General features: G+C 69.4%; 17 protein-coding genes. 10 read left to right on the plus strand and 7 right to left on the minus strand.

Translation table 11 applies throughout. From position 1 onward, the window contains the following. Positions 1-48: 48 nt before the first annotated feature. The 3 genes from MKK50_RS04005 to MKK50_RS04015 form a co-directional block, all read right to left on the minus strand. Positions 49-2,568 (minus strand): TonB-dependent siderophore receptor, encoded by a 2,520-nt coding sequence (locus MKK50_RS04005; protein WP_499020571.1) that lies wholly within the window; start codon positions 2,566-2,568, stop codon positions 49-51. A gap of 170 nt (positions 2,569-2,738) precedes the next feature. Next, positions 2,739-3,680: a FecR family protein gene (locus MKK50_RS04010; protein WP_499020548.1), complete on the minus strand. Its 942-nt coding sequence runs from the start codon at positions 3,678-3,680 to the stop codon at positions 2,739-2,741. Between the two features lie 114 nt (positions 3,681-3,794). Next, on the minus strand, positions 3,795-4,316 hold the full coding sequence (locus tag MKK50_RS04015; RefSeq protein ID WP_499020549.1) for an RNA polymerase sigma factor: 522 nt from the start codon (positions 4,314-4,316) through the stop codon (positions 3,795-3,797). 955 nt (positions 4,317-5,271) lie between these two features. Between MKK50_RS04015 and MKK50_RS04020 the strand changes: the two genes are divergently transcribed. The 7 genes from MKK50_RS04020 to MKK50_RS04050 all read left to right on the plus strand — a co-directional run bounded on the left by MKK50_RS04020 (position 5,272) and on the right by MKK50_RS04050 (position 14,162). Continuing rightward, positions 5,272-7,056 (plus strand): IucA/IucC family protein, encoded by a 1,785-nt coding sequence (locus MKK50_RS04020; RefSeq protein ID WP_499020551.1) that lies wholly within the window; start codon positions 5,272-5,274, stop codon positions 7,054-7,056. Positions 7,057-7,060: 4 nt separating this feature from the next. Further along, positions 7,061-10,015, plus strand: coding sequence for an IucA/IucC family protein (locus tag MKK50_RS04025; RefSeq protein WP_499020573.1), 2,955 nt, complete (start codon positions 7,061-7,063; stop codon positions 10,013-10,015). After that, complete coding sequence (locus MKK50_RS04030; RefSeq protein ID WP_499020553.1) at positions 10,012-11,313, plus strand: DUF6005 family protein; 1,302 nt, start codon at positions 10,012-10,014, stop codon at positions 11,311-11,313. The genes MKK50_RS04025 and MKK50_RS04030 overlap by 4 nt, the downstream gene beginning before the upstream one ends. Continuing rightward, positions 11,310-12,146: a sugar phosphate isomerase/epimerase family protein gene (locus tag MKK50_RS04035; RefSeq protein ID WP_499020554.1), complete on the plus strand. Its 837-nt coding sequence runs from the start codon at positions 11,310-11,312 to the stop codon at positions 12,144-12,146. Before MKK50_RS04030 ends, MKK50_RS04035 begins: the two co-directional genes overlap by 4 nt. 28 nt (positions 12,147-12,174) lie before the next feature. Beyond that, positions 12,175-12,453 carry a DUF2218 domain-containing protein gene (locus MKK50_RS04040; RefSeq protein ID WP_253370297.1) on the plus strand — a complete coding sequence of 93 codons (279 nt, stop codon included), beginning with the start codon at positions 12,175-12,177 and terminating at the stop codon, positions 12,451-12,453. Positions 12,454-12,828: 375 nt separating this feature from the next. Beyond that, positions 12,829-13,329, plus strand: coding sequence for a GNAT family N-acetyltransferase (locus MKK50_RS04045; protein ID WP_499020575.1), 501 nt, complete (start codon positions 12,829-12,831; stop codon positions 13,327-13,329). A 167-nt stretch (positions 13,330-13,496) separates the two neighbouring features. Beyond that, the gene (locus MKK50_RS04050) at positions 13,497-14,162 is read left to right on the plus strand and encodes a DUF4142 domain-containing protein (protein ID WP_499020556.1); all 666 of its coding nucleotides are present in this window, start codon (positions 13,497-13,499) and stop codon (positions 14,160-14,162) included. A 1,020-nt stretch (positions 14,163-15,182) separates the two neighbouring features. Here the strand turns inward: MKK50_RS04050 and MKK50_RS04055 are convergent. From MKK50_RS04055 to MKK50_RS04070, 4 genes are all read right to left on the minus strand, one after another. Then, on the minus strand, positions 15,183-15,971 hold the full coding sequence (locus tag MKK50_RS04055; RefSeq protein WP_499020558.1) for a TetR/AcrR family transcriptional regulator: 789 nt from the start codon (positions 15,969-15,971) through the stop codon (positions 15,183-15,185). Between the two features lie 70 nt (positions 15,972-16,041). Beyond that, positions 16,042-16,872 carry a pyrroline-5-carboxylate reductase gene (gene proC, locus MKK50_RS04060; RefSeq protein ID WP_499020559.1) on the minus strand — a complete coding sequence of 277 codons (831 nt, stop codon included), beginning with the start codon at positions 16,870-16,872 and terminating at the stop codon, positions 16,042-16,044. A gap of 20 nt (positions 16,873-16,892) precedes the next feature. After that, the gene (locus MKK50_RS04065; protein ID WP_253370286.1) at positions 16,893-17,399 is read right to left on the minus strand and encodes a type III secretion system chaperone family protein; all 507 of its coding nucleotides are present in this window, start codon (positions 17,397-17,399) and stop codon (positions 16,893-16,895) included. 461 nt (positions 17,400-17,860) lie between these two features. Next, positions 17,861-18,142 carry an accessory factor UbiK family protein gene (locus MKK50_RS04070; protein WP_499020561.1) on the minus strand — a complete coding sequence of 94 codons (282 nt, stop codon included), beginning with the start codon at positions 18,140-18,142 and terminating at the stop codon, positions 17,861-17,863. 243 nt (positions 18,143-18,385) lie between these two features. On the opposite strand from MKK50_RS04070, the gene MKK50_RS04075 reads away from it, so the two are divergent. The 3 genes from MKK50_RS04075 (at position 18,386) to MKK50_RS04085 (ending at position 21,407) form a co-directional block, all read left to right on the plus strand. Further along, positions 18,386-19,111 (plus strand): response regulator, encoded by a 726-nt coding sequence (locus MKK50_RS04075; RefSeq protein WP_253370282.1) that lies wholly within the window; start codon positions 18,386-18,388, stop codon positions 19,109-19,111. After that, on the plus strand, positions 19,108-20,616 hold the full coding sequence (locus MKK50_RS04080; protein ID WP_499020563.1) for an ATP-binding protein: 1,509 nt from the start codon (positions 19,108-19,110) through the stop codon (positions 20,614-20,616). Before MKK50_RS04075 ends, MKK50_RS04080 begins: the two co-directional genes overlap by 4 nt. Positions 20,617-20,786: 170 nt before the next feature. Next, positions 20,787-21,407, plus strand: a complete 621-nt coding sequence (locus MKK50_RS04085) for a hypothetical protein (RefSeq protein ID WP_499020565.1) — start codon at positions 20,787-20,789, stop codon at positions 21,405-21,407. Positions 21,408-21,612 lie beyond the last annotated feature (205 nt).

Raw genomic sequence — 21,612 nt, forward strand, 5'->3', positions numbered from 1 at the left:
TGTCACAGGGTGGTCGGCGGGCCGGGCAAGGACCGATGCGTCGGTGTCTCAGAAATCGACGGATGCGGAGACGATGAAGGTGCGCGGCGCGCCGACGGCGAGGAAGCCGCGGGCCGCGGACGCCCAGTACGAGTCGTCGAGCAGGTTCTCGACCACGGCCCGGATCACGACCGGTTTCCCGTTCACGCCCTCGGTCGTGTAGCGCAGGCCGGCATCGAAGCGGGTCCAGTCCGGGACCGACTGGGTGTTGGCTTGGTTGTAGAACATGCTGCTGGTGTAGATCGCCCGTCCCGTCAGGGTCAGGCCTGGCGCCAGCCACGGCGGAAGATCGTACTCGCCATAGAGGTTGAATGCCGTGTCGGGCACGCCGGGGGCGGCCCGGCCGTCGAACTGTCCTCCGGCCGTGCTGACAAGTTTCGCATCGATCAAGGTGACGCCGCCGAGCAGCCGCACGCCGGGGATCGGCTCGCCGAACACGTTGAACTCGATACCGCGGTTGCGCTGAAGGCCGTTGACGGCGAAGCGGTTCGTGGCCGGATCGGTGAAGCCATTCGGCTGCTCGATCTCGAACAGCGAGGTGGTGAGCGCGAAGGTGCCGAAATCGTACTTGGCGCCGATCTCCTTCTGCCGGTTGACAGTGGGGGCGAAGATCTCGCCGGCATTGACCGCCAGGGTTGGCGCGGTCGGCCCGACTTCGAGCGCCTCGATGTAGTTTCCGTAGAACGAGAGGTTCTCGAACGGCCGGATCACCATGGTGATGGCCGGGCTGAACCGTCCCTCCTGATAGCTCGCCGTCACCTGCCCCTGCGTCGGCCCCGGCCGGGTGGCGAAGCTCTGCTGGTCGATCTCTTGGTAGCGCCCGCCGAGCGTCAGCAGGAATCGGTCGTCACCGAAGAACGAGAGGGTGTCGGCCACCGCCACGCTGCGCGCGGAGAGCTGCGCGAAGAGGGGCTGCGAAGCCGAGCGGGGAAGGCCGATCGTGGGAACGGACCCGAAGGCCAGATCGATCGGATTGTAGATGTTGATGGTATAGCTGGGCAGTGCGGGCGGGATGAAGCCGCCGCGGAAATTCTTGTTGTTCGCCTCGACGGCGGCGATGTTTACCTGATGATCGATGAAGCCGGTGCGGAAGCGCGTGCGCAGGCCCACTTCGCCGGTCAGGCCCTGAATTTCCTGGGGCTGGACGGCGAGCGTATTGGTCGCCAGCCCGATCGGGCTCGTCACCCGGTAGGACGAGGTCAGGAAGTCCTCGTTGTAGCGGCTGGCGCCACCGGCGATGTAGACCGTCGTCTCGGGCAGGACGTCGTACTCGGCCCGGCCCGCGATCATGCCGTAGCGGCTGTCGTTGTATTCGAACCGGTTCGCGGTGTTGATCCGGTTGTTCGGCGCGCGCGGAATCGGGATGCCCGGCGCGACGGCGTTGAACAGCGAGGTCGGCGCCGTGACGTTCTGCGTCGAATGGGTCATGTCGAGCGAGGCGCGGAAGCGGTCGCCACGGTAGTCGAGGCCGAGTGCGGCGACACCCACCTCGATTTCGTTCTTGTCGAGCGGCGTGGCGCCGTTGCGGTAGGCGCCGTTGAAGCGCACGCCCCATTCCTTGAACTCGCCGAAACGGCGCCCGAGGTCGGCATGCGTCCAGATCTGCGAATCGCTGATATAGGTCGTGGTCAGCCGCGCGAACGGCTCGTCGTAGGCGCGCTTCGGGATCAGGTTGATCGTGCCGCCAACGCGGCCGGTGCCGCCGCTCAGGAGCGCCGTGGGCCCCAGCAGCACCTCGACGCGCTCCAGTCCCTCCGTGAAGGTGCGGCGCGGGTTGGCGAGGTAGAACAGCCCGTCGAAGGCGGTGTCGAGATTGGTGACCGAGAAGCCGCGGATGAAGTAGGAATCGCGCTCGCTGTAGGGCGGCGCATCGTTACGTACGGATGGGTTGTTCGCCACGACGTCGGAGAGCGAGCGCGCCTGCTGATCCGCGATCAGCTTCTCCGTGTAGCCCGTCACGTTGAAGGGCGTCGTCAGAACGTTGCGGTTACCGAGCATGCCGACACGGGCGCCCGAGCCGACCTGACCGCCGGCATAGGGCACGGGTGGCTGCCCGACCGTCCCGGTGGGCGGCGGCAGGCCGGCAGCCGTGGCACGGCCCCGCCCCTGTCCCTGCCCCTGCACGTGCAACTCGTCGAGCGCCACCGCGCCGGCCGGCTCGGCGCCGAGCTGGACGTAGCGCGGGTTGACCAGGGTGATGGTCGAGGCGCCGGCCGGGCGATAGGTGAGGCCGGTGCCGTCCAGAAGCTTGGTCAGGGCGTCGAGCGGGGCGAACTCGCCCGCGAGCCCCGGTGTCTCGAGCCGCGCCGTCAGCTCGGTCGGGTAGACCAGCTTGACCCCGGCCTGTTCGGTGAAGGCGACGAGGCCGGCCTCCAGCGAACCCTTCGGGATGGCGAGCCGGACGGGATCGCCCCCCACCGGCGCCTCCGCCAGGATCGTGGGGCCGCGCGGGCGCCTCGCCTCGCCGGCCTGCGCAGCCGCCTGCGCCATCACCGCGACCGACACGCCGGCCAGCGCGATCCCCGCCATCCGGCCCTGTGAAAACCTGCCTGCGCGCGACGCCATACCAAAGCCCCATCGATCCGTCGGGAGGGGCGGCACGCCATGCGTCCTCCGCGCCCTCGAAGGTTAAGATCAACGGGAGCGCCATCTCCTGACGTGGGGAGAGCGATTTTTTTCGCCTCTCCTCGTCGCCCCGCTCACAAGGGCGATCCGACCAGCACCAGCAGCGGCGAGAACCGCCGGATGCGGATGCCCATGGTCGTGGCGATCACGTCGAGGGCGTCGTCGGTGTTGCGGGCATCGAACGCGCCGGTCACGCGCCGTTCGCCGAGCCCACGGTCGAGCAGCACGATGCGCCCGCGGCGGTAACGGTTCAGTTCCATGAGGACCGCCGCCAGTGGCTTTCCGGAAAAGATCAGCCGGCCGTCGCGCCATGCCGTGGCGCGCTCCACATCCGCCGCGGCGACATGCAGGGCGTCGCCGCCGAGACGGACTTCCTCCCCGGCCGAGACGACGACGTGCCCGCTCTGCGCCGACACATCGACACGCCCCTCGGCCACGCCCACCGGACTGTCCGCCCCGTCTGCGCGCAGGAAGAAGCGGGTTCCGACCGCGCGCACGCTCAGGCCGCCACCGCGCACAACGAAGGGCCGGCTCCGGTCGGGCACGACATCGAAGCTCGCCTCGCCCCGCAGAAGCGTGATCTCGCGCTCTCCTTGCGTGAACCGCACCGCGATCGCCGTATCCGTGTTGAGATCGACACGGCTGCCGTCGGGCAGCGTGGCGTGCTCGATGGTGCCGACGCCGCTCCAGAGATCCGCGCGCAGCCGGTCGAGGAGACCGACCTGATACGCCAGGGCTGCCCCGATCAGGGCGATGGCGGCAAGGCCAGCCAGCGTCTTCGGAGGCCCCTTGCGGCGGGGATCGGGGAGTTGCCCGAGCCGGCGCCACAGCGCATCCATCTCGGCATAGGCCGCGGCATGGGCCGGATCGGCCCCACGCCAAGTCTCGAAGGCCCTTCGGTCGGCGTCCGTGGCATCGGAGGAGGCGAGCCGCGCGACCCAGGATGCGGCCTCGTGCTCGACCGGATCCTCACCGCCGTCGGCCTCGTCGGCCTCCGTCCCGTCCCTGCCGGCCACGCCAATCCCCCGGGGTCGACCGCGGCCCGAAATGGCGCAGCGCGGGTGTCCTATCCCCTTAGATCAACGAGGTCGCGGCCTCCTGATGCGACTCGTTCAAAAAAAGATCGCCGTTCAAAAAAGATCGAGGCGGCTGCGCCGGCAATGCAGCAGGGCCTTGATGATGTGCTTCTCGACCATGTTGCGCGAGATGCCGAGGCGCTGCGCGATCTCGCCGTTCGCGAGGCCGTCGAGGCGGCTGAGCAGGAACACTTCGCGGCAGCGGGGCGGCAAGGCATCGATCGCCGCGGCGAGGCGCTTCAGCTCCTGCCGGGCGATCGTCTGCCGCTCGGGGAGGGCGTAGCCGTCGGCGATCTCGGCCAGTTCCGTCTCACATTTCGCCGTGAACAGAATCCGCTCCAGCCGGCCGCGGTTGCGCATCCGCAGGGCGACGTTGGTGGCGATGCGGAACAGTAGCGCCGAAGGGTGGTCGATGCTCGTGCGCGAGAGCGCGGCGACCATGCGCAGGTAGGTTTCCTGGCTCGCATCCGCGGCGTCGGCCGGGTTGTCGAGCAGGCGCTGAAGGAAACGCCGGAGCTTCAGCCCTTCGTGACGGTAGAGGGCATCGATCGACACCCCCGCCGCCCCTCCCGCCATGACATCGGTCCCGTCGCCCACAGATGATCCCACATTGATCGATGACTGAGGACCGACCAGAAGGAGACGCATGGATTATGCAAGCCCCAGAATAGCTTATACAACTTCCAATCTAGAGGACGATGCCGGCGCAAGACGTTGTACGGACAGTCGAAATGCTTGCCCCTAAACCAAGACAAGAATTATTATAGCTAAAGACTAAAAGTCATTTTATGGCCTCGTTGCGGATCGGCAACGGATTTTCTCATCACGGCGCAACGCGCGCTTCACGCGTCGCGATCACCCGGCGGGGTCGGGATCGAAGCCCGGTTCGGAGACGGACGGTGATGCGATGACGATCCGGCGCGGCGGGATCGCGGACACAATCAGAGATGGCTTGCTCGGTGCGCTCACGCCGTGACCGGCGGAGGCACGGAAACGACCCGCACGCGATAAATCAACGGACAAATAAAGAATATTTTCGACAGCAACCAACTGTCGCGGCGGAGCAAACACGCAATCACCCTATATCAAGAACAATTCCAATAAATTCATCTTCTCTTGACGCGCGCCTGGAGTTTGCGCAACACGCCCTCAACCTCAAGCGATTCGAGGGAGCCCTCAGTCCAATGAGCAAGTACAACGAAGAGAATTTTTCTTATCCTTACGCTTCGATCGACGACCTTTTCTTTCTCTCGAAACCGCACGCTTCCCCACGCCCTCCGCCGCAACGGTGAGTTCGCGGCGCGCTCTGCCCCCTGCCGAGGATGACGCACGGGCTGCCCGCCAACCGGACCGCCGCGGCGATCCGATGATGCGCCGCACGGCCTAAGGCGGCGCCGCCGGCCGAAGGCCGGATCGGCGCCGGACCGGCGGATCGGGAATCCGGGCGCACGCCCCGCCGCGATGCCGCCAGCCCCCCGAGGCTCGCACCCCAAAGCTCGCACCCCAAGGCTCACACGAGGTTTCGAAGATCATGCCGCCATCGTCTCAAGCCGTGGCCGAGGCTGCCGCCTTCCGCAGCTTCGCCAACGGATATCTGCGCGAGATCGATTCCGGCATCCGCATCCGGCACGCGCTGACGGACGGGCCGCCGGCACCCTGCATCGAGTGGAACCTGCGCAGTCGCCGTCTGGCGATCCGCGCCGAGATCCTCTCCCCGTCACTGTGCGGCGCGCACGCCTTCGGCCGCCTCTGGACCCGCCACCTGCACGAGCCGCGCTGGCGGCCGGTGGCACCGATGCGCGCGCTTCAGGAGCTTCTCGGCGAGGCCTATTCCCGTGTGGATGAGGGGCGGGGCGAGACCGCCCGCGAGCGCGAGTTGGAACTCCTCGGGCGCGTGCTCGACAGCTATCGCGAGACCGCGCGCCTGCTCGACCTCGCGGAGCGAGAAGCGGATACGCAGACCGGCTTCATCGCCGCCGAGCGTGCCCTCGTCTTCGGCCACTGGCTGCACCCGACGCCCAAGAGCCGGCAGGGCCTCACGACCTGGCAGGCCCGTGCCTACGCGCCGGAGGAGGGCGGCTCGTTCCAGCTTGCCGTGTTCGCCGCTGAAGCGAGTCTCGTGCGTCACGATTCGGCGGTGGCCCGCACCGCGCCCGACCTTGCCCTCGACCTGCTCGGCCCCGACGCCAGCCGGCTGGGCTTGCGCGCCGACGAGATCGCCCTGCCGATGCATCCGCTCCAGGCCGAGGCGCTGATGCTGGAGCCGCACGTCGCCGCATGGGTCGAGGCGGGCCGCATCCGGCGGCTCGGCGCCTTCGGCCCCCGCTTCACCGCGACCTCCTCGCTGCGCACCGTCTACGCCGCCGAGAGCCCGTGGATGGCGAAGTTCTCGCTGCCCGTGACCCTCACCAACTCGCTGCGGGTGAACCGGCTCGCCGAACTCAAGGCCGGTGTGGCCATGGCCCGGCTGCTGGCAAAGAGCCGGTTCGCCGCGCGCCATCCCAACTTCCAGATTCTGGCCGACCCCGCCTACCTCACCCTGCACGAGCCCGGCCGCGAGGAGAGCGGCTTCGAGACGGTCTTGCGCGAGAACCCGTTCCGCGACGGGGCGGAGCGGGGCATCGCCACGCTGGCGGCCCTCACCGCCGAGCCGCTGCCCGGCCGCCTCTCGCGGCTGGAGGCCCTTCTGCGGCAGGTCTGCCCGGAGGGTTCGGCCGCACGCGCCCAGGCCGCCCGCACGTGGTTCGCCCGCTATATCGATTGCATGCTGGAACCCGTCGTCGCGCTCTACGACGCGCATGGCATCGCGTTGGAGGCTCACCAGCAGAACGCGCTGCTCGATGTCGCCTCCGGCTGGCCGCGCCGCGGCTTCTACCGCGACAACCAGGGCTTCTACCTCTCGGAATCCGCCCGCCCGCGGTTGCTGCGCGACGCACCCGAGACCGCTTCAATCGCCTCGCTCTATTTCCCGGACGGCGAGATCCGCCGACGGCTGGCCTATTATCTCGTGGTCAACCAGATCTTCTCCGTCATCGCCCGGATGGGCCATGACGGGCTGGCGCGCGAGGAAACGCTCCTCGACGACCTCGCCCGCCGCCTGGAGGCGATGGCACGCCGCATGACCGGCGCCGGCCGCGCCTTCGCCCGCTCGGTGCTCGACGGTCCGACGCTCTGCACCAAGGCCAACCTGCGGGTGCGCCTGTCCGACCGCGACGAACTCGCCTCGGGCGACGGCACCGGCAACTACATCGACATGCCGAACCCGCTCATGCTTCGGGCGGCTCGGGGCGAGGCCGGCCGTGCCCTCGCTTCGTAAGACTATGGAGCAGCCCGAAGCGCGCGTCCTGCGCCAGCTGGCGCAAGCCGTCCTGTTCGAGGGGCTGGCCGAGCGCGAGCCCGCTTACGGCCCTGGTCGGATCGCGTGGCGCCTCGGCGCCCGCTGCTTCCGCGCGGCCGGCACCCTCGGCGCCTTCGGCCGCCCCCGCCTCGATCCCGGCTCGCTCGAGATGGCGGGCGAAGAGGGCGCCTGGGTGCCGGCCGACCTCGCCGCCCTCGTCGACGCCCTTCCCGCCGCCCCCGAGCACCGGGCGCGGCTGCTGGCCGAGCTTCGGCAGACGGTCGAACTCTGCCGCTGGAATTGCCAAAACCTCTCGCTTCCGGAGCGCCGCTTTCTGCCCTTCGCCGCGCTCGATGCGGCGCTCTGGGAGGGCCATCCCTATCACCCGAGCTTCAAGGCGCGCACCGGCTTCAACCTGGAGGATCACCGCCGCTACGGCCCCGAGAGCGCCGCGCCGTTCCGCCTCGAATGGCTGGCTGTCCGCCGAGACACGATCGCCCTCGCGCTGTCGGGCCCAGAGGCCGCGTTCTGGCGGGCCGAACTCGGCGATGCGTGGGACGTTCTGACCCGCCGCCTCGGCGAAACCGGGCACTCCCTCGGCACGCACGCGTTGCTGCCGGTCCACCCCTGGCAGATGCGCCGGCTCGAAGAGGAGGCCTTGCGCCCATGGCTGGCGGACGGCCGCGCGGTTCCGCTCGGCACCGCCGGCCCGCGCTACGTCGCGAGCCAGTCCCTGCGCACGCTGCACAATTGCGACGACCCGTCCGCCGCGAGCGTAAAACTGGCGCTCGGCGTCGTCTCGACCTCGAGCCTGCGCATCCTGGATCCGCATTTCGTGCTGACGGGTCCGGCCCTGTCCGACTGGCTCGCCGGCATCGTCGCCGACGATCCCGCGCTGCGCGGCCGCGTGACGGTCTTACGCGAATACGCCGCCGCGCTCGCCGACCGGGACGGGCCGCTCGCCGGGCACCTCGCCGCGATCTGGCGGGAGAGCCCGCGTCTTGCCCCCGGCGAGGCGGCCTTGCCCTTCAACGCGCTGGCCGTGTGCGAGGCGGATGGCAGCCCCTTCGTCGCGCCCTGGCTCGATCGCTACGGCCGCGACGCCTGGCTCGACCGCCTCGTCGCGGTCGCGGTGCTGCCGGTCTGGCACCTGCTCGCGGCCCACGGCGTCGCCCTGGAGGCGCACGGCCAGAACATGATCCTGGTCCACCGCGACGGCTGGCCGGAACGGGTGATCCTGCGCGACTTCCACGAGAGTGCGGAATACGCCCCCGACTTCGTGACGAACCCGGAGCGCGTGCCGGATTTCGGGGCGATCGACCCCGCCCATGCCGGCCCGGCGGATGACTGCTTCCACGCCATGCGCTCGGCCGCGACGCTGGCCGAACTCGTCACCGACAGCCTGTTCGTCTTCAACCTCAGCGAGATCACCGCCCTTCTCGGGCGTCGGCACGGTCTCGACGAGGCGGAGTTCTGGCGCCGCCTCGGCCGGCAGTTGCGGCACCACGCGGCTGCGCACGGGCTGGAGGCGCGCTTCGCCCGCCTTCAAGTGGAGGCGCCGCGGCTGCGGGTCGAGGCGCTCTTGTCGCGCAAGCTCGGGCTCGGCGAGGCGCGGGGCAGCCTCCACGCGCCCAACACCCTGTTCCACTCCCCCGACACCTCTTCCGGAGACTGCATGATCGAGATCGACGGCCGCACCATCCCGGCGGACGAGATGGAGGCCGCCATCCGGCGCGTTACGGACGCGGCAGCCCTGCGCGGCGGCAGCGGCGAGCGCGTCGCCGCGCGCTTCCGCGACACCGCCCAGAGCCTCGCCTTCATCCTCGCCGCCCGCCGCAGCGGCGCGAGCCTGCTGCCGATCCATCCGGCCCTGCCCGACGAGGGCGCACGCCGGCTCGCCGCGCGCGCCGGCTGCCACCGCCTGTTCCTCGACGGACTGGAGGGCGAGGCCCTGGACGCCGCCCCGCCGGTGCCGGGGGAGGGCGAGCTGCTCCAGATGAGTTCCGGCACCACCGGCGAGCCGAAATGCATCGCCCGCCCCTGGGGCGCGGTGGAGCGCGAGATCGAGAGCTATGTCGGCGCCTTCACCGAGCCGGACGGGATGACACCCGTCATCGCCTGCCCGATCACCCATTCCTACGGGCTGATCTGCGGGCTGTTCGTGGGTCTGCGCCGCGGCCGCGTGCCGGTGATCGTGGACACCACCAACCCGAAGTATCTCCTGCGCCGCCTGCGCGAGATCGAACGGCCGGTGCTCTACACCGCACCCGCCATGCTGCACACGCTGGCCCGGCTGATGCCCGAGGGTGAGACCCTCCACGCGGCGATGGTCTCGGGCACACTCCTGCCGGCGCCGTGGTTTTCCGCCATCCGCGGGCGTGTCACCCACCTGTTCCAGCAATACGGCTGCTCGGAAGCCGGCTGCATCGCGATCAATCCGGATCTGCGCCGCGCCGACGCCATCGGCCGCCCGCTGCCGCACCACCGCGTTCAGGCCGGCACGGGCCCCGAGGCCCCGGCGGAGATCGTGGTCGAGGGGGAGGGCGGGGCGATCCGCACCGCCGATCTCGGCTACCTCCAAGCCGACGGCATGCTGATCTTCGTCGCGCGCAAGGACGACACGATCAACGTCTCGGGCCTCAACGTCTATCCCGGCGAGGTCGAGGATGTGGTGATGGCCATGCCCGGCATCACCGACGCCGTGGCCTTCGCCCGGCCCGATCCGTTCGCGGGCGAACGGGTGACGCTGCTGTTCAGCGCGGACACCCCGGTGCCACCCCGCGCGCTTCAGGATTGGTGCCGCCGCTGGCTCGCCGGCCATCAGGTGCCGGTCGAGGCGGTGCAGGTCGGCGCGATCCCGCGCGAGGCCAACGGCAAGATTTCTCGACGCGCGGTCGCCGCGCAGTACCGGGGCGGCAGCCTGGAGGCGGTGGCGTGAGCAACGAAAGGCTGATCGCCGCCATCGGCACGGTGCTGCGCGAGGAGATGCAGCATCCCCATCTCGATCGCTTCGGGCCGGAGGCCCGGCTGAACGAGGATCTCTACCTCGATTCCGTGCAGTTGCTTCAGCTCATCCTGTCACTGGAGATGACTCACGGCGTGTCGGTGCCCGAAGAGGCGATCAACCGGCAGGACGTCTCCACCGTGGCCGACCTCGCCCGGCTCCTGGCGCCGGGCGCGGAGCCGGCCGCGCCCGAGCCGGAGGCGCCCGCCGAGGGCGTCCACGGCGCGATACCCTACGACCTGAAGATCCACTGCTTCGTCAGTTGCGTCTGCGACGGGCTTAAACGCCGCGGCATCGACCACCGTCCGTTCTACGCCCTGATCTGGGACGCCGAGTTCGCCATCACCGACGGCACGCGGCTCGCCTACCACTCGGACGCGATGGACCACGAGTCGTTCCGCTACTGGTTCGAGCGGCTCTACGGCGTGCCGCTCGTCTCCTGGTACGACCATTCCCGCTCGAAGGAGGAGAACGTCGCGACCCTGCTCGACCTGATGGAGCGGCGCGAGCCCGACACCAGCCTCATGGTGATGCTCGACATGTTCCACCTCCCCGAGCGGGAGAACAAGTTCAACCAGAATCCCTTCCCGCACTACCTGCTGGTGTCGCTCAGCGACGATCCCGACCTCTGGCAGGTGCGCGACCCCGACTTCCGCTGGGAGGGCGTGATCGAGCGTGAGCGGATGCTCAACGCCATCCGCCAACCCAGCGTCGCCGGCGGCTACCGCTTCGATCCCTCGCGCGCGCATCCGCCAACGGACACGGATCTCGCGGCCTTTTTCGAGGCCTGCTTCCGGTTCGACACCAACCCGCTGATCGATGCCGCGCGCGCCATCGTGCTCGCCCATGCCGAGGGGCGGGGTGGGCTGAAGCTGACGGATGTCGGGGAGGCCCTGCGCGAACTGCCGGTCATCACCATCCGCAAATGGGCCTACGAGCACGGCTTCGCCTTCTTCTGGCGGGCCCTGCGCTGGCCCGACCCGGAGTTCCAGCGGATCTGCGACGAGATCGAAGCCCTGGTGAACGGCCTCACCGGCCTGCACTACGCCGTGCTGAAGCTCGCGCGGACGGGGGAAACGGGGGAGCTCGCCCCCGTCCTCGCGCGTCTCGACGCGCTCGACGCGCAGGAATTTGCGATCAAGCGGCAGCTCGCCTCGGCCTACGCGGCGTGGCGGCAGACGAGCCCGGATCTCGGACAGGCGCTCCCGTCACGCGAAAGGCTCTCCGCATGAGAATCGCCCTCTGCACCATCAGCTTTCGCCACCATCTCGTGTCGATCGGCGAACTCGCCCGCTTCGCCCGCGGCCATGGCTTCGACGGGATCGAATTGTGGGGCGTGCATGCCCGCAATCTCGGCCCCGGCGACCATGCCGAATGGCTCGCCGCCTACGGCCTGCGGGTGCCGATGCTGAGCGACTACCTGCCGCTCGATGCGCCCCTCGAGACCCTGACCGAGCGGACGGCCGAACTCGCCCGGCTCGCCGGGAGCTGGGGCGCGCCGCGGCTGCGCACCTTCGCCGGCACCAAGGGCAGTGCGGCCGCCTCGGCGGACGAGCGCGCCCATGTCGCCGGGCGCCTGCGGATGGCGGCGGGCCAGCTCGCCGACCAGGGCCTGCGCCTCGTGGTGGAGACGCATCCCGGCACGCTCGCCGACACCACCGCGTCGCTCCTCAACCTACTCGACGCGGTCGATCACCCGAACCTCAGGGTGAATTTCGACACGCTCCACGTCTGGGAGGGCGGCGACGACCCCCTCGCGGCCCATGCCCGGCTTGCCCCGCATATCGACTATTATCACCTCAAGAACGTGCGCAGCCGCGCCGACCTGTCGGTGTTCGAGCCGGCCAACGTCTACGCCGCGGCCGGACGGCGCGAGGGCATGACCGCCCTGTTCGACGGCGCGCTGGATTACGGCAGCTTCCTCAAGACGCTGCCACCGCAGGCGGAAGGCTCGCTCGAATGGTTCGGCGAAGCCTCCTTCTCGGTTCTGCCGACCGACCTTTTCGGCGTGCGGGCGGCCACCGCCGGCCACCGCACCACGAGCCCCCGCCACGCCGCACGCTGAGCGAGCACCGCACAGCCAGGAGACCGATATGCCCGAGAGCCGCGCCGTCGTCAGCACCCCGCATGCCAGCCGCTACCTCCAGCAGCTCTGCAAGCACTGGGCCCACCGGTTCGAGACCGAGTTCAGCCCGACCGATGCCCGGATCGCGCTGCCGCTCGGCGAGACGCGGCTGAGTGCCAGCGCCGAGACCCTGACGGTCGGCCTGACGGCGCCCGACGCGGCGAGCCTGCCCGACCTGCGCGACGTGGTCGTGCGTCACATCGAGCGCTTCGCCTTCCGCGAAACGCTGCGCTTCGACTGGACGTGACGAGAGCATCATCCCGAAAGCTGGTTGCCGGCCTTCGGAAAAAGATGATGCGAAAAACAAAAGCCTAGAGCACCATCTTAGACCCGATATCCAGGACGATGCTCTAGGATCCGACAGGACCAAGACGCGCTTCGCATCGAGGAGCCATCCACAAGACGGCATGGCGGCGTTGCTTCGGCCTAGCACGCCGGAACGATCGATTTCACGGCATCGGCGGCCAGGATCAACGTCGCGGCGTACTTCGAGGCTGCCCAAGCAGCGCCTCGGCATGGGGTTCGTCATCGTTGCCAGAACGGATCGGTCGAACCGGCTCTCGACGCGATCATGCCCTCTTCACACGGAGCGAGGACCGGAATGGATGAGACGAGGACCGGTATGGATGTGACGATACGGGCCATGCGTGAGGCGGACGCGCCGGATCTGTTCGAGATCTACAACCAACCCGCCTTCCGTTTCGGAACGCTGGCTCTCCCCTATGAGTCGCTCGAGGCTGTGAAGAAGTGGGCGGAGCCTCGCTCGCCGCGGGATCTGCACCTCGCCGCACAGGTGGACGACCACGTGGTCGGGGCGGCGGCCCTGCGCCCCTTCTACGGCCGGCGCGCCCACGCGGCGGAGTTCTGGATCGCCGTCCATGAGGATTTCGCCGGGCACGGCATCGGTTCGCGGCTTCTCGCCGCGGTGATCGATACCGCCGACAACTGGATCAATATTTCGCGGATCGAGATGACGGTCTTCACCGACAACACCCGCGCCATCGCCCTCTACGAAAAGTTCGGCTTCACCATCGAAGGGACGCACAAGGCCGCCTCGTTCCGCAACGGCATCTTCGCCGACGTGTATTGCATGGCCCGTTTGCGCCCCTTGATCGGCCCCTGAATCCCGGCGGCAAACCCGGCCCGGATCGCCCGAGCGTTCTCGTTTGAAGACACCCCTGAAACAGCAGGAACATTGCTGATTTCGCGAAGGTTTCGCCCGTCAGACCCCGGCACCGTCCAAGAACATCGGCGCCCGACTGTCGTATCCAGACCGGGAGATCCGAGACCATGCATCGGCGCGATTTTCTGACGACCCTGTTGACGGCGACGGCGGCCCTGGCCGTCACCCGTACCGCCCTGGCGCAACCGGCGCCGGCCGGCGCCATGCCGGCACCCGTCTACCTCGCCATGGCGACGAAGGGCGGTCTATTCCTTGAGAACGCGGCGCGCGACGCCCACGCCAAGACCCGCAATCCGCGCCTCAAGGTCTTCAGCCGGGCCGAGGTGACCGAGCAGGTCAACCTCGCCCGCAAACTCGACCCGTATGTGGGTGCGGGAGCGCCGATGGCGGGTCCGCCCGCCGGTCCGGGCGGCCTCGTCGGCGGCTTGGTCGAGGCGCCGCTGGCGGTCGCGGGGGCGACCGTCGGCGCGGTCGGCGGCGTCTTGGGTGTACCCGGCGAGCGCGGTCCCGGGGGTATGACGACGGACGAGCAGAAGGCTCAGATCCTGTCGCAGCTCTCCGGGATGCAGCCCGGCCCCGAATACGACGCGATGTTCGTCAACGCCTCGCTCCAGGGCCATCAGGAGGCCTACCAGATCCACGGCTCCTACGCGCAATCCGGCGACGACCCGGCCCTGCGCCGCATCGCGGCTGGCGCGCTCCCGCTGATCCAGCAGCACGTCGCTCAGCTCTCGCGGATGCAGGCGACGATGGGCGGCGGACGGGAGGGCTGAGCATCGTCCCGAAAAGGGGGCAACCGGCTTTCGGAAATCGACACGACAGGAACAGGAAGCCCCAGCGGACCGCACTCTCCGAAGACCGGAGCGGTTCAACGCGAGGACGCATCGAACCCTCGTCTCCCGTGTCCGCTGACCTGATGGGGGCTGAGGCAGGCCCAAGAACGCGGCACATCGCTCGAATGCCGAGCTCCGGAGCGATGCGCCTCGAAACCGTCCAGAGGCCATGCCTTCAATGGCACGCGAAATGCCTCTTCCGAGTCTCTTCCGGCAGGCGGAACGAAAGCTTTAGCCTATCGTTCCTGAAACGAGACACTGAAAAGGCGCAATCCATGAACGCCGATGCGATCAAGAGCCGTGATGAAGCCCTGGCTCTGCTTGATGCCGAGTTGATCACGATCCACGACTTCATGACCCTCTGCGACTTGAAGGGGTGGGATCGGTAAAGATCCCAAGACAAGAGCGGTGTCTCCGGCGGTTTGTCGACCCTATTCGCGGCAGCTCGACACCTCCGTGCCGAGCGATGTCGGCTGAGCCCGTTGCAGGGCTCAGCTATCGAGAGCCACGAAAGATCAGCAGGACCTTCATCGCCAGAACGGCTGCCGCGCACGCGGTTGAGCTGGATACAACAGGGCAGACGGATCTTTGCCCTCAGCCGCCAATGCGCGGAGCGTTTCCCAGTACCCTTTCAACCAGCGTCGGGCTTCGAGCACACCGACGACAACTCCCAGTGTTGAAACCGCTACTAACTTCGACAAATTTTAACGCAGAAGATATTCATGTAAAAATCTTCTCCGCCACAGTTGCAGTGCACTCTCTATTATTAAATTGCGTGGGCGAGCCATCCCACTGATGCTCGCCTCAAACGAAGCATGGTCGCGCGACAAACCCATTAGGCCAGCATTCTCAGCAAGCGCTTTACACACCGACTTGAAAGTCGGTGCTTCGGATCATCGTTCCGTGATCGGACCGGCAAACGCGCTCCGACCCTGAACCCTCCCACTCGGACTTCTGCGCTCAGATTGCCGCAGCCGGGTCGCGATCCTCGCCATCACCCGCGGGCGGTTCCGTCCGGTCGCGGCGAGGGCGGCGCTCCAGAACGGCCCGGCCGAGTGCGCGAAGGGGCGCAGTGAGGCGGCGGGCGTCGTCGGCGCGTTCCATGATGGTCTCGCCGCGGCGGATCTCGCGGTCGAGCTTGGCCATGGTACGGGCGAGCGCCGGGTCGTCGTCATCGAGCCAGACCTCGACGGTGCGGGCGAAGGCGATCACGGTGCCCTGAAGTTTGAGCCGGCCGAGCGGCCCCTCCGTGTCGATGCCGGCGGCGGCCAGCATGTAGCGGTGGGAGTTCAGGGCGACCCCGTTGAGCGCCAGCATGGACAGGACATCGCCGCGCAGCGCGAAGGCGATGCGGCGCAGAGCCGGCTTGTAGGGCGTCATCGCATCGAGCCGGCGCATCAGCACGTCGAACAGGCGCTCGCGGGCCGGCTCGTCGGCGAGGTCGGCGGTGTCGACCTCCAGCACCTTGCGGTCGATGATCCGCGACAACCCGCCGAGCACGGCGCCCTTCGAGGGGAACAGGTCGCGCAATTCCGCGAGGCTCAGGTTCGCTTCCCGAGCGATGTCGCCGACCTCGATGTCGTTCCAGGGCTGCTCGCCCGCGAGCCGCATCAGCGCCTCGACGGCCGCCTCGCGCGGGTTGGGCTTGTGCGCCGTCTCGGAGTTCGACGAACCGGATGGCCCGCCGGCTTTAGGATTGCTGCCGGTCTCGGGCTTGCCGCCGGTATTGGGCTCGGGGGCCGTTTCCATGATCCGTGCTCCGCATTCGGTTCACGTCTCATGTAGGGTCGGAGCCGCGCGCTTGAAACCGCTGGGCCTCTCAGCCGGACAATTCGCCCGCCCGCCGCCGCGCCGCCTCGACCGCCTCCCGCATCAGATCGGGCAGCGCCCCCTCGCGCATCAGCACGGCGAGCGCTGCCGCGGTGGTGCCGCCGGGCGAGGTCACGTCCCGGCGCAGTTGCCCGGCCTCGCGGGCCTCGGCGTCGAGCAGGGCACCGGCGCCCGCGACGGTGGCGCGGGCGAGTTGCGCCGACAGCTCCGGCGGCAGGCCCGCCGCCACGCCGGCTTCCGCGAGCGCTTCCGCCAGCAGGAAGACGTAGGCCGGACCGGAGCCCGAGACCGCGGTCACGGCGTCGATCAGCGCTTCGTCGTCGAGCCACGCCACGAGGCCGGAACGGGCGAGCAGCGCCTCCGCGCCCGCCCGCGCCTGAGGCCCGACCTCCGGGCTGCCGACGGCACCGGTCGCGCCCCGCCCGATACTGGCGGGCAGGTTGGGCATGGCGCGCACCACGGCGCGGGCGGTCGGCAGGCGGCGCTTGAGGTCGGCGACGGTCTTGCCGGCCAGGATCGAGACGACGAGGGTGTCCGGGCCGATCCAGCCCCCCAGCGCCGGAGCCGCCGCGTCGAGAACCTGCGGCTTGATTCCGAGCACCAACGCTCCGGCCGGGGCGGCGGCCTCGGGGTTGAGTCGCAAGGCCCGTTCGGCGCAGAGCATCGCGATCTCCGCGGAGGGCTGCGGATCGACCACGGTCACGGCGGCGGGGTCGAGGCCACCCGCGAGCCAGCTTCGCAGCAGCGCCGCCCCCATCTTGCCGGCGCCGGCCAGAACCAGGGGCGTGGGGAAGGCGAGCGGGGCGTGGTCCGGTGTCATCACTCTTGATCTCGCGGCGGCTATGCCTCGCCCTCGGTCTCGAACAGCACCGCGTCGAGGGCCTCGCGGGCGCTCTTGCCGGCCCAGAGCACGAACTGGAAGGCCTGATAGTAGCGCTCGCAGGCGTCGGCGGCGGTCTTCATCATCATCGCACACTGCCCCTGCGTCGGCGCGATGCCGTCGGTGAGCAGCAGCGAGTGGCGGAACATCACCACGCTGTCGGACGACCACAGGTCGAAATGGCCGATCCAGAGCTGCTCGTTCACGAGTGCCACGAGGCGCAGAATCTCGGCCCGGCGCCGCTCCGGCACCTTGAGGTCGAAGGCGGCGGCCACGTGCAGCGACTCGACTTCCTCGATCCAGGTGAAGGCGACGTGATACTCGGCCCAGCGGCCCGAGACGGAGACCGACATCTCGTCGGTCTCGATGCGATCGAAGATCCAGTCGCGCAGCGAGGCGAGGCGCTCGACGACATCGAGCGGGTGCTCCGGCCGGTCGCTGTCTTCGATGAGGCTAAGCTGGGTCATGGCGATCCAAGTTGTCGGCCCGGTCGAGAGGCTCGATCGGGCCGGCGGGCAAAGCAGGGCCGTGACGGGAATCGAGGCAACGCCCGTCGATCTCCGTCCTGCGGAGGGGTTCAATCCAGATTTCGCCGCCCCAGGGTTTGGTTCCACCTTTCCGCCGGGGCGAATCAACTTCGGATCGTTTATAGCCCGCACGCCCCGCGGGCTTCAAAGCGTCGCCCCGGCATCAGCGGTGGGCAACGCGGCTATCCACCGATGCTTCCTGTGCAAAGAAATCCGGATGCGCGCTTTCCCGCGAGGGTGAGTCCGGGCTGCCCGCTCTTCCCAAATCCGGTCGATCCCTTCGGGATGGCGGATTTGGGCTTCGGCGGGATCCCGTCGCGCTGCTGGCGCGATGGGTCCCCTCCTCAGGCGCCGCGCGGGCTTGGCGATCCAATGCCCGCCTGCTTCAAGCGGGGACCGGATCAGACCGCTTCCGTACTGCCGGCGCCCCCCGCCTCGGCGCCGAGCCGGGTCTCCAGCGCGTTCACCCGGGCGGCGAGCGCGTCGTTCTGGCTGCGGAGCGCCGCGACGAGGTCGCGCAGCACGTCCACTTCCTCGCGCGTGGCGACATCCATGTCGCGGATCAGGCGCTCGATCTGGCCCTTGACCATCGTCTCCGCCTCGCGGCGCACCCCTTGGGCCGCTCCGGTGGCGTCGGTGAACAGGCGGGCGACATCGTCGAAAAGGCGGTTCGAGCCTTGCATGGGGATTTCCTCCGGCGCCCGGACCTGTCGAGCACATGCCAACGACATAAGAATCGCAGGCCAGCAGGGCAATCGAGGGGCGCCGACGAAACGCTTGCGGCCGCCGCGGCGTGCGGGGAGCGGAAATCCGCGCCGGATTGTTGCCGCAGGTATCGGGGCCGGCTGCGGAAACCCGCGGTTACAATCTTCGCCAGCGGCCATACTTCCGGGCAGGCAGCGCGCGAGGTTAAGACGGATGCCGTCATGACCACCACCAACCTGCCGACCCCCCACATCCTCGTCGTCGAGGACGACCGCGAGATCAGCGCGCTCGTCGCGCGCTACCTGCGCGCCAACGAGTGCCGCGTGAGTCTGGCGGGCGACGGGCGCGAGATGGACCGGGTACTGGCCGATGCCCGGGTCGACCTCATCGTCCTCGACCTGATGCTGCCGGGCGAGGACGGCCTGAGCCTGTGCCGGCGCCTCAGGGCCGCGTCGCAGGTGCCGATCCTGATGCTCACGGCGAAATCCGAGGAGATCGACCGGATCGTCGGGCTGGAGATCGGCGCCGACGACTATCTCGGCAAACCGTTCAACCCCCGCGAGTTGCTGGCGCGAATCCGGGCGATCCTGCGGCGCAAGGGCGCCGAGCCGCAGGACGGGGACGGCGCGCGCCGCTTCCACTTCTCGGGCTGGACCCTCGATGTCGGCCTCCGGCAGGTCTTGAGCCCGGAGGGCGCGCGCATCGCCGTCACGGGGGCCGAGTTCGACCTGCTCCACGCGCTGTGCCTGCGGCCGGGGCGCGTCCTCTCCCGCGACCAGCTCCTCGACCTGACGCAGGGGCGGGCGGCGGGGCCGTTCGAGCGCAGCATCGACGTCCTGGTCTCCCGGCTTCGCCAGAAGCTCGAACGCGATCCGCGCAACCCCGAGATCATCCGCACGATCCGCTCAGGCGGCTACCTGTTCGCGCCGGAGATCGGCCGCTCATGAGTCCGATGCGAACCACGGCGGAGCCGCCGGCTGCTGCCCCCGCACCGTCGCGAACCCGGCCGTGGCTGCATTGGCCTCGTCCGAAGAAGGCCGCCGGGCAGATCGCGCTCCTCGTCGTCGCGGCCCTGCTCGCCGCGCACGTGCTCGCGGCGGTCATGCTGCTGGCCCTGCGCGAGCCGTGGCGGCCGGACGAGCGGCCCGGCGTCGCCGCGACCCGGCTCTCCACCGTCGCGCGGCTGCTCGATGCCGCCGAGCCGGGCGAGCGCGACGGGATCCTCCGGGCGGCGGCGCGCGGCCTGCCGACCCTGCGCATCGCGCCGTGGGACGGCGCCGCGTCGTCGGCGGGGCAGGGGAGCAGGGACCAAGGGAACACGGGCGAGGGAAGCACGGGGCAGGGGAGCACGGAGGACGGGATCGGCCAGCATCCCCTGATCGAGCGCCTACGCGACGGCTTCGGGCGGGCCCTGCCGGTGACCGACCTCTCCCCCGGTCACGACCGGGGCAAGACCGGCCTTCTTCAGATCGGCATCACGACGCCGGCCGGCGCCCGGCTGCGGGCGGTGCTGCCCGACGACTTCCCGCGCCCGCCGGCGCAGGGGCCGATCATCTTCACCTTCGTCTTCCTCGGAGTCAGCCTCACGCTGCTCTCGTTCTGGGCGACGCGGGCGCTCACCGCGCCGCTTGCCGGCCTTGCCGCGGCGGCGGAAGCCTTCGGCACGGCGGAGGAGCCGCCGCCCCTGCCCAAGCGCGGCCCGGAGGAGGTGCTGGCGCTCGCCCGCGCCCTCGACCGGATGCGCACCCGCCTGCTGCGCCTGCTCGACGACCGCACGCAGATGCTGGCGGCGATCAGCCACGACCTGCGCACGCCGATCACCCGCCTGCGGCTGCGCGCCGAGTTCATCGAGGACGAGCGCGCCCGCGAGATGACCCTGCGCGACCTCGACCAGATGAACGGGCTCGTGGAATCCGCGCTCTCCTATGTCAGGGACGGGCAGGGGGCGCCGGGCGAGGGCCAGACCACGCTGATCGACCTCGCCTCGGTGGTGCAGACGGTCTGCGACGGGTTCAGCGACATCGGCGCGGCGGTGAGCCTGGAACGGACCCGCCACGTCCTCGTGCGCGGCCGACCCGACGACCTCCAACGCGCGATCACCAACCTCGTCGACAACGCCGTGAAGTATGGCGGCAGCGCCCGCCTCGTCATGGGCCCGGCGGGCTCGAGCGACCATCCCGGCGTGGCGGTGGAGGTGATCGACAGCGGCCCCGGCATTCCCGATGCCGAGCGCAGCGCCATGCTCCAGCCCTTCGTACGCGGCGACCGCGCCCGCAACCTCGACTCCGCGAGCGGCTTCGGCCTCGGCCTGTCGATCGTGCTCGCCATCGTCGAGGGCCATGGCGGGCGCCTGACCTTGGAGAACCGCACCGGCGGCGGCTTCTGCGCCCGTATCGACCTACCGCTCGCCGCCGGACGCTCCCGGGAGGCGGGCCCCGCCAAGGCGGCGTGACCTCGCCCGCAAAGACTTCGCCCGCAAAGATGCGGCTCGACGTTGCCCGGCGGGGCTCCGGAAACATCCGGAAACGTTTCCGCCGCCCGGCGGCAAGGCCTCGTTAAGTAAACACGCCCTTCCTGATCGCGTGGGCAATTTGCCCGCAAACCGCGTTGGAAGGGCCCGCCATGACCTCGATCTCGTCCACCACCACGCAAGCGATGCGTCCGCCGCTCCCGCCGCCCGGAGGCGGAGGCCGCTCGCGCATCGACGACCGGATCCAGCAGGGCGTCTCCACCGGCTCGATCAGCGCGACCGATGCCACGGCACTGACCTCCGCCCTCGACTCCATCGACACCAGTCTATCGTCCGATGCGACGGGCTCGACGTCCTCATCGACCGGGTCAGCCCGCGCGTCGCGCCCCGACCCCGCGGCGATGAAGGAGAAGATCGAAGGGCTCATCGCCGATCAGGTCAGCGCCGGCAGCCTCACCAGCGCGCAGGCCGACACCCTGACCTCGCTGTTCGCGAGCGGGGGCAAGGGCGACGCGGCGGGCGGCGGTCCGGGTGGTGTCGGAGGCCCGGGCGGCCCGCCGCCCATGGATGCCGCGTCCGGCAGTTCGGGCAGCCGTTCGAGCAGCGGAACCGCCTCGGACGGCAGCGACGCGAACGCCGCCGCGAGCCGGCTGCTCTCCGACTTCCTCTCCCAGCTCCAGGCGAACCTCGCCAGCGGCTCCGGTTACGGCGCCACCGGCACGTCGAGCGGAAACCGCACGCCAACGAGCCTCGTCATGGATTTCTACGCCTGATCCGGTTTCCGCTTGATCCAAGCGGGGACCTGATCAGCCAGCTCGCACGGCGCTTGAGTAAGGTACCCATCGCGCCCGCGCGATGGGTACCCGGCGAAGTCCATATCCGCTATCCCGACGGGATCGAACGGATTTGGTATGAAGTGGTCTGGTCGCATTGCCCGAGTGGTCGTCACCGCCAGTGCCGGCTGTGGGTGCCTGCTTC

The sequence above is a fragment of the Methylobacterium sp. J-043 genome (assembly GCF_022829505.1).
GTDB classification, from domain to species: domain Bacteria; phylum Pseudomonadota; class Alphaproteobacteria; order Rhizobiales; family Beijerinckiaceae; genus Methylobacterium; species Methylobacterium extorquens_A.